Below are 8488 nucleotides of genomic sequence, written 5' to 3'. Positions count from 1 at the left end.
CGCCGCGCGTTCTTCCGCACTCAAATGCTTGTAGTTCTTCTTCATCGCAACACCCTACCTCATTCAAGGTGTTGCACTTGGAACTAGAGACTAAGCTGGCTGCAGAGCGCCCTGCCACGACCATTCGCGAATGCAGCTGAAGTCCAACTTTACAAACGGCGTCCTCGCCCTGGCCCGACAAAGGACTAAAAAAAGATAATTTCAAAAAACTGGCAGTGGAATGCAAATATCATATATTGGGATAGCTTTGGCTCATTTCCTTCTTGAGACGCGTTTGTTTCAAGTGCGGGAACGCATCATTCCGCAACTCGGCACCTGAGGTCTTTTTCGGGGTCTTTTGTGCACGGACAGCCTCAAACGCGCGCGCCCCACCACCCAATCAACTGACCCCTGCTGCCATGACTCACGACAACCTCACCACCGTCCCGAACGCCGTCACCGCGATCCCCGCCGCCGACAGCGCCGCCGCGCTCGCGCACTTCCAGGCGTCGCTGCGCTTCGAAACCGATTGCACCGACGTCCACGCCGCGCTCGCGAGCGGCGCGCCCGGCTTCGTGCTGCTCGACGTGCGCAGTCCCGCGCTGTTCGCGCAGGGCCACGTGCCGGGCGCACTGAATCTGCCGCACGGCAAGATCGTCACGTCGAAGCTCGCGGCTTATGCGCCGGACACGCTGTTCGTCACCTACTGCGCGGGCCCGCACTGCAACGGCGCGGCGCGCGGCGCACTGCGGCTCGCGCAGCTGGGGCGGCCCGTCAAGCTGATGGCGGGCGGCGTCACCGGCTGGCTGGACGAAGGCTTCCCGCTGAGCCGCGAGGACGCCGATCCGCCGTCTGATCCATGCTCCGATGCATAGCGTGACTCGTAATCCGACGCGCGTTCCAGCGCGGCATCCGCCGCCGTCCGCGCGCCGGTTTTGCCCCCTGTTCGCAAATCGCAAATAAGTTAAACAAAAGTTCGAAAAGTGTCGATAACATGTCCAGCCGGACTCCTCCCGGCGGACCCAATATGCAGAGTTCATATAATTTCTGGCTCGTCGCGATTTCGTTCGCGGTCGCGACCCTCGCGTCGTACACCGCGCTCGATCTGACGGGCCGCATCTTCCTGCTCGGCTCGACGCGCCGGCGGCATGCATGGCGGCTCGGCGGCGCGTTCGCGCTCGGTGTCGGCATCTGGTCGATGCACTTCGTCGCGATGCTCGCGTTCTCGCTGCCTATCCCGCTCGGGTATGACCTGGCGACGACCGCCTGCTCGCTGGCCCTCGCGATCGGCGCTTCGTATCTGGCGCTCTCGCTGACGACCCAGCAGCGCCTCACGCCGGTCCGGCTGCTGATGGGCGGCGTGGCGATGGGGATCGCTATCGCCGGCATGCATTACACCGGGATGGCGGCGCTGCGCATGGCGCCCGCGATCCACTACCAGCCGGCATGGTTCGCGGCCTCGATCGCGATCGCGATCGGTGCGTCGAGCGCCGCGCTGTGGATGGCGCGCGCACTCAGCAACGAACACGAGCGCCATATCGCGCGCAAACGTCTCGCCGCGGCGCTGGTGATGGGCGTCGCGATCAGCGGCATGCACTACACCGGCATGGCCGCCGCCGACTTCGCGCCGGGCGCGATCTGCGGCGCGGCCAACGACATGAACGCGCGATGGCTCGCCACCTCGGTGATCCTGCTCACGTTCGCGGTGCTGATCGTCACGCTGATGCTGTCGCGCTTCGACGTGCGCACCACCTTCCTGCTCGGCGCGGTGTCGCGGCTGAACGGCCAGATCGTGCGGCTCGCGACGCTCGACGCACTGACGGGCCTGCCGAACCGCGCGACGCTGACCGAGCGGATCGAACGCGCGATCAGCGGCGCGCGTCGCCAGCGTACGTCGTTCGCGGTGCTGTTCATGGATCTCGACGGCTTCAAGACGATCAACGATTCGCTCGGTCACTCGGCTGGCGACGCGGTGCTGTCCGCATTCGCGCAACGCCTGCAGCAATGCGTGCGTTCGAGCGACACCGTCGCGCGGCTCGGCGGCGACGAGTTCGTCGTGCTCACGGAACATCTTACGTGCGGCGACGACGCGGCCGCGCTCGCCGACGGCGTGCTTCACCGGATGCGCCAGGGCACGTGGAGCGACGAACAACCGCTGCAGGTGATGCCGAGCATCGGCATTGCGCTCTATCCGCGCGATGGCGACAGCGTCGAGACGCTGCTCCAGCACGCGGACGCCGCGATGTACGAAGCGAAGCGCGCCGGCCGCGGCACCTACCGCTTCTTCGAGCGCAGCATGAACGAGGCCGCCACGCGCACGCTGCGGATCCAGCAAGTGCTGCACGACGCCTTCGCGAATGATCGCTTCTCGCTGCTGTTCCAGCCGAAGTTTCGGCGCGGCGGCGACGCGCTCGCGGGCGCCGAGGCGCTGATCCGCCTGCACGATCCGGAGATGGGCGCGCTGATGCCGGCCGAGTTCATCCCGGTCGCCGAGCGCTCCGGGCAGATCGTGCAGATCGGCTACTGGGTCGTGCGCGAAACCTGCCGGCGCATTCGCGGCTGGATCGAACAGGGCCTGCCGGCGATGAAGGTGGCGATCAACCTGTCGCCGCGTCAGCTGTTGCAACCGGACCTCGTCGAGACGATCCTCGACATCGTCAGGAGCGAGGACGTCGCGTGCGAGCAGATCATGTTCGAGATCACCGAGACCGTAGCGATGCAGGATGCCGCGCGCACCGTCGAAGTAATCCGCGCGTTTCAGGCGAGCGGCTTCGACATCTCGATCGACGACTTCGGCACCGGCTATTCGAGCCTCGCGTATCTGCAGCGCTTCCAGGTGAAGCAGTTGAAGATCGATCGCTTCTTCATCAACGGTCTCGACGCGAACGGCGCCGCGGGCAGCGCAATCGTGTCGGCGATCATCGCGCTCGCGCACTCGCTCGAAATGGACGTGGTCGCCGAGGGCGTCGAAACCCAATCGCAGCTCGACAAGCTGTGCTCGATGATGTGCGACGAAGTGCAGGGCTACCTGCTCGGCAAGCCGATCAACGCCGACGACTTCGGCGCAATGCTCCGCGGCAGAACGATGGCCGCAAGCGGAGTCTCTATCTGAGCAGCGTCTCCCCCAACGCCGCGAGCCGTTCGGTCAACGCCTCGCTCGCACGCGTCATCGGCAAACGCAATTCGTTGCGCACCCATCCCCTCGCCGCGAGCAGCGCCTTCACCGGCGCGGGATTCGGTTCCGCGAACGCGAGCTGGATCTGCGGCACGAGCGCGTGAAAAATGCGTCGTCCTTCGTCGAGCTTCCCCTGCGTCAACGCGCGATAAAGCGCGACGAAACGCTCGGGCCGCCAATGCGCCGACGCCGCGATCGCCCCGCTTCCACCCGCGCACACCGTCGAGAAGAGCTCGAGGTCGTTGCCCGCGAGCACTTGCAGACGGCCGTCGCGAATCAACTCGAGCGTCGTGTCGAGCGAACCGGCGCAATCCTTGATCGCCTGAATTCGCGGATGCACGGCGAGCGTGAGCAGCGTGTCGAGCTCGAGCCGCACGCCGGTGCGTTGCGGAATATCGTAGAGGACGACTGGATGCACGCTCGCGTCCGCGAGCGCGCTGAAATGCGCGACGATGCCGTCCTGCGAGGGCCGACGAACCAGCTCGCGAAGGAAAACGCTTGACTTCTACGCGCCGGAAACTAATATACGCACCGCGTACATCAACGCGTTTTGCTGCCTTACTCCCGCCGACCCCACTTTTGCGACAGGTGCCCTCATGAGCGTTCCGCAACAAGCCTTCCTACGCGATGCAATGCGTCGCCTGAACATGACGCGCGATACGTTCGCTAACCGCATCGGCGTGTCGCGCCGGGCGCTGGATACGTGGCTGCTGCCGGACGACTCGCAGGAATCGCGGGCGATGCCGGAAATCGTCGAGCGTTTCGTGTCGGAGATCGTCGCGAACACGGAGCCGGGCGAAGGATATACGCAAAGCGTAGACTCGCAATCGCTCGCAAGCCAGATTCTGTTCGAGGGCAAGCCGCAGCTGCTGTCGGTCGATCAGTTTTCGCGCGACTCGGTCGAGGCGCTCTTTCGCGTCGCCGACATCATGCAGCCGATCGCCCGGCGCCGCAAAATCTCGCGCGTGCTCGAAGGCGCGGTGCTCGGCAATCTGTTCTTCGAGGCGAGCACGCGTACCCGTGTGAGCTTCGGCGCGGCGTTCTGCCGGCTCGGTGGCTCGGTGTGCGACACGACCGGCTTCACGTTTTCGTCGATGGCGAAGGGAGAATCGATCTACGACACGAGCCGGGTGATGAGCGGCTATGTCGACGCGCTGGTGATCCGCCACCCGGAGCAAGGCTCGGTGGCCGAATTCGCGCGCGCGACCAACGTGCCGGTGATCAACGGCGGCGACGGTCCCGGCGAGCATCCGAGCCAGGCGCTGCTCGATCTCTACACGATCCAGCGCGAGTTCTCGCGGCTCGGCAAGATCGTCGACGGCGCGCACATCGCGCTGGTCGGCGACCTCAAGTACGGACGTACCGTGCATTCGCTCGTGAAGCTGCTGGCGCTCTATCGCGGCATCAAGTTCACGCTGATTTCGCCGCCGATGCTCGAATTGCCGGGCTATATCATCGAGCAGATTTCGCGCAACGCTCACGTGATCGAACAGACGCACGACCTGCGCACTGGCTTGCGCGGCGCCGACGTCGTATACGCGACGCGCATCCAGAAGGAGCGCTTCACCGACGAATCGTTCGAAGGCTACACGCCCGACTTCCAGATCAACCAGGCGCTCGTCGATAGCGTGTGCGGCGCCGAAACACTGATCATGCACCCGCTGCCGCGCGACAGCCGGCCCGGCGCGAACGATTTGAGCATCGACCTCAATCACGATTCGCGGCTCGCGATTTTCCGGCAGACCGACAACGGCATTCCGGTGCGGATGGCGATTTTCGCGGTGCTGCTCGGCGTCGACAAACAGGTCCAGCATTCGATGCGCGATGCCGCGTGGCGCCCGCCGGTCTACCTGGGACCTGACGACGCGGTGTTTCACGGAATCGATTGACGCGGATAGCCGTCCGCCGTCAGGCCGCGGCCCGCGCGTCACGCATTTCGCGCGCAGCCTGCCTGAACGTCCCGGCAAAGAACAGCACCTGATATTTGACCGCGTTCGACCAGTACTTCCACGTATGGCCGCCGGGCCGCTCGGCGTAATCGTGCGGCACGCCGAGTTCGACGAGCCGCTCGTGCAGCAGCCGGTTCGACTGCACGAGCGAGTCGTTCACGCCGCAATCGATCGTCAGCGCGATATGGTCGCGGCCGAAATCCTCCGCACTCGCGACGATCGCCTTGCTGTTCCAGAAGTCCGCATATTGCATCGGGTCGCCGAACACCCGCCCGATGCCGGGCTCGTCCTCGCTGCCGCGCGGGTCCACCGCACCGCTGATGCTGCCCGCCGCGCCGAAAGCGTCGGGCCGGTCGAGCGCGATGCGTAGCGCGCCGAAGCCGCCCATGCTCAAGCCCGTGATAGCGCGCGCCTGCTTCGTCGCGATCGTGCGGAAATGGCTGTCGATATAGGCCACCACTTCCGTACCCACGTAGGTTTCGTAGCGGCTGCGCGGATCGACGGGGCTATCGATGTACCAGCTGTCGCGGCCGCCGTCGGGCATCACGAGGATCACGTGATAGCGGTCGGCGAGCTTGCCGATATGCGAATTCGCGGTCCAGTCCGTGTAATCGCCGCCCGAGCCATGTAGCACGTAGACGACCGGAAAGCGCGCGGCCTGGTTGCCACGCGCGTATCGATCGGGCAGCACGACGGTTGCGTCGAACGTACGATGCATCGCCGCGCTCGGAATCGTGACGACGCGCGACTGGAACGCCCCCGCCGGCGATGCGATCAGCATCAGAACGAGCCAGAACGTATGGACTGGATTCATGGTGAGTCGCCCCTTGCGGTTGCTTCCGGCTGCTTACGTTCGTCAGGCATCCGAAGAAGAGCGCCCCAGCATGCCTCGGCCTATGTCCGCGAACGACTGTAGCAATGGCGACTTACAACCAAATTTCAGCGAAACATACGATCCAGTCAGGCTTCGGTCGCTTCATCGGCTTCAGTTGCCCTCTCTGCGCCCGCATCTTCGACGTGCGCGGCAAACCCCACCCGCCCCGGCGCCAGATCGTCCCGCAATGTGAGCGCCGGAATCTCATACGCGCCGCCGTTCTGCGGCAGGAACGCGATCGGCGCGGCCGTCCACAGCGTGTCGAGCCGTCGCCCGAGCGCCTCGCTGACCTCGGCATACTTCGCCTCGTCGACGCGGCTCGTGCGATAGACGACGAACGGCGGCAATACCTCGAAGCCGGGGTAATACAGCACACCGTGCTGGATCGGGAACAGCACGTCGTCGATCGGACCGTTGATGCCGCGTGCGCTGTAGTGCGACTCCCAGCCGCCCGTCGTGACGATCAGCATCGCGCGCTTGCCCGCGAAACGGCCCTCGCCATAACGCTCGCCCCAGCGCGCATCGGAATGCTCGCCGACGCCATACGCGAGACCGTACGCATAGACACGCTCCACCCAGCCCTTCATGATGGCCGGCATCGAGAACCACCACAGCGGAAACTGCAGGATCACCGCATCGGCCCACTTCAGCTTGTCCTGCTCACGCGCGATGTCCTCGCTCTGCAAGCCGTTCTCGAACGCATGCTTCGATTCGAGCGACGCGAAGAAGCGCTCGCCGCTGTGACGCTCGCTGGTGTCGCGTGCGTCTAGCGACGCTTTCCAGTTCATCGCGTACAGATCGGACACCTGCACCGTATGGCCGGCGCGTTCGAGATGGCGGACACTGAAGTCCTTCAGCGAACCGTTCAACGATTTCGGTTCGGGATGCGCATAGATGATGAGAACGTTCATGATGGGACCTTCGTGGCTGAAAACAGTCACGATAGGCATCGCCGAGGTATATTGGAAATGAATTCCCAATATGTCAGGTATTGCCGTGGTTAATCTCAGAAGACTCGACCTGAACCTGCTGGTCACGCTCGTGTTTGCCCACAAAAAAAGAAAAAAGAAAACAATAAAGATGAAAAAACCGTTGCCGACGCGACTCAATAAAGAACGAAAAATGCAAGCAAAACGAAAGATGTAGAGCCTCCGATTTACGGGCACAACCCAGCTAAAGGCGTTATCGGGAGGTGGATGTCAGTGGGGCAACCCGCTCCGAATGCTCGAATTGCGCCTCTCCCGGCATACCCCCCCCCCCCCCGCAGACCGAAGGACCAAATCCGATCCACCGTTGCGGGTCGCGCGCCGACTGATCCGGTCGCCACGTCGGCCAAAGCTGACGCTCGCCCGTTTGACGGCGAAGGCCGCAGGTAGCTTCGCTGCCGTTCGCAGGCAGATGTTGGCGAGCGGACACTTCTCGCGTTCAGCAAATGACAGTCCCAAACCCGTCTTAGTCGCCCGCAATTACGCCGACAGACGTCTCTTCCTTTAACACGCTGCTGAAGAAAACGGCTACTACTGGATCATTGACGACACCGGCTTTCCAAAGAAGGGACGTCATTCGGTCGGGGTGGCACGTCAGTACTGTGGGCAACTCGGAAAGCAGGACAACTGCCAGGTTCCAGTGAGCCTGTCGATCGCGACGCAACGCGGCAGCCTGCCGATTGCCTGGCAGCTGTATGTCCCCAAGGAATGGATTGACGACCGGGAACGTGCCCGTCGTGCGGGCATTCCCGACGATCTGGCCTTCGAGACCAAGCCTCAGATTGCGCTGGCCCAGCTTCGCGAGGCTATGGCATCCGGCGTTGCACCGTGCATCGTGCTGGCCGATGCTGGGTATGGCGACGAAACCGCTTTCCGGGAAGGCGTAACGGAACTGGGTTTGTTGTACGCGGTAGGGATCCGGCCGGGCTCCTCTGTGTGGGCACGCGGTACGGCGCCGCTTCCGCCCACGCCCTGGAGCGGGCGCGGCAAGCCACCGACATTGTTGCGCCGTGCGCCCGGCCACGAGCCGATCGCCGTGAAGGAACTGGCCATGCAATTACCCGTAAGCGCCTGGCAATCCGTAACCTGGCGCGAAGGCAGCAACGCAGCACTTTCCTCGCGCTTTGCCGCCGTACGGGTTCGTCCCGCACATCGCGACTATTGGCGAAGCACCGTTCGCGACGAAGAGTGGCTGGCCTGATGGCGATCCGGAGCCGCTCAAATACTTTCTCACTACCGCGCCCGAGGAGGCGACACTTGAGCAGCTTGTGTTCGTGACCAAAATGCGCTGGCGCATCGAGCGCGACTATCAGGACCTGAAAACAGGAGTTCGGGCTCGGTCATTATGAAGGGCGAGGCTGGCGTGAACCGCCCCGGGAATCGTGGAGGCTGGTTGGTTTAAGTTAATGCCGGTTCAGCGGCAGTTGTTTGTATGCGGTCCACGAACGACGCCACTCAGAGGTGCTCTGAGGCGTAAATTGTGTGGCAGGGAGAAGGGTCAGCGGAGATTGGCGGGCATCTTCCA

General features: G+C 63.7%; 5 protein-coding genes and 2 pseudogenes. 4 read left to right on the top strand and 3 right to left on the bottom strand.

The window, feature by feature from the left end:
* The first annotated feature begins 398 nt into the window (after positions 1-398).
* Both HDG33_RS36325 and HDG33_RS36320 read left to right on the top strand, forming a co-directional pair.
* Positions 399-854, top strand: a complete 456-nt coding sequence (locus HDG33_RS36325) for a rhodanese-like domain-containing protein (RefSeq protein WP_184041083.1) — start codon at positions 399-401, stop codon at positions 852-854.
* Positions 855-1006: 152 nt separating this feature from the next.
* On the top strand, positions 1007-3091 hold the full coding sequence (locus tag HDG33_RS36320) for a bifunctional diguanylate cyclase/phosphodiesterase (RefSeq protein WP_184041081.1): 2085 nt from the start codon (positions 1007-1009) through the stop codon (positions 3089-3091).
* On the opposite strand, the pseudogene HDG33_RS36315 reads toward HDG33_RS36320, so the two are convergent.
* Positions 3084-3626: pseudogene (locus tag HDG33_RS36315) on the bottom strand (dihydrodipicolinate synthase family protein); the annotation flags it as partial. The gene HDG33_RS36320 and the pseudogene HDG33_RS36315 overlap by 8 nt on opposite strands.
* 124 nt (positions 3627-3750) lie before the next feature.
* On the opposite strand from HDG33_RS36315, the gene HDG33_RS36310 reads away from it, so the two are divergent.
* Entirely contained in the window at positions 3751-5043 is a 1293-nt protein-coding gene (locus HDG33_RS36310; RefSeq protein WP_184041078.1) for an aspartate carbamoyltransferase, read from the top strand.
* A 19-nt stretch (positions 5044-5062) separates the two neighbouring features.
* On the opposite strand, the gene HDG33_RS36305 is transcribed toward HDG33_RS36310, so the two are convergent.
* Together HDG33_RS36305 and HDG33_RS36300 are read right to left on the bottom strand one after the other, a co-directional pair.
* Entirely contained in the window at positions 5063-5917 is an 855-nt protein-coding gene (locus tag HDG33_RS36305) for an alpha/beta hydrolase family protein (protein WP_184041075.1), read from the bottom strand.
* 146 nt (positions 5918-6063) lie between these two features.
* On the bottom strand, positions 6064-6888 hold the full coding sequence (locus HDG33_RS36300) for an NAD(P)H-dependent oxidoreductase (protein WP_184041072.1): 825 nt from the start codon (positions 6886-6888) through the stop codon (positions 6064-6066).
* A gap of 598 nt (positions 6889-7486) precedes the next feature.
* On the opposite strand from HDG33_RS36300, the pseudogene HDG33_RS36295 reads away from it, so the two are divergent.
* Positions 7487-8328 (top strand): annotated as a pseudogene (locus HDG33_RS36295) (IS701 family transposase); the annotation flags it as partial.
* Positions 8329-8488 lie beyond the last annotated feature (160 nt).

This window comes from Paraburkholderia sp. Cpub6, from assembly GCF_014201065.1.
Lineage (GTDB): Bacteria > Pseudomonadota > Gammaproteobacteria > Burkholderiales > Burkholderiaceae > Paraburkholderia > Paraburkholderia tuberum.
This window is presented reverse-complemented; position numbering and strand designations above follow the sequence as displayed.

Excerpts from the sequence above, each read along its gene's own strand:
- HDG33_RS36320 (WP_184041081.1), top strand. The coding sequence starts at position 1,007 with ATGCAGAGTTCATATAATTTCTGGCTCGTCGCGATTTCGTTCGCGGTC.
- HDG33_RS36325 (WP_184041083.1), top strand. The coding sequence starts at position 399 with ATGACTCACGACAACCTCACCACCGTCCCGAACGCCGTCACCGCGATC.
- HDG33_RS36300 (WP_184041072.1), bottom strand. The coding sequence starts at position 6,888 with ATGAACGTTCTCATCATCTATGCGCATCCCGAACCGAAATCGTTGAAC.
- HDG33_RS36305 (WP_184041075.1), bottom strand. The coding sequence starts at position 5,917 with ATGAATCCAGTCCATACGTTCTGGCTCGTTCTGATGCTGATCGCATCG.
- HDG33_RS36310 (WP_184041078.1), top strand. The coding sequence starts at position 3,751 with ATGAGCGTTCCGCAACAAGCCTTCCTACGCGATGCAATGCGTCGCCTG.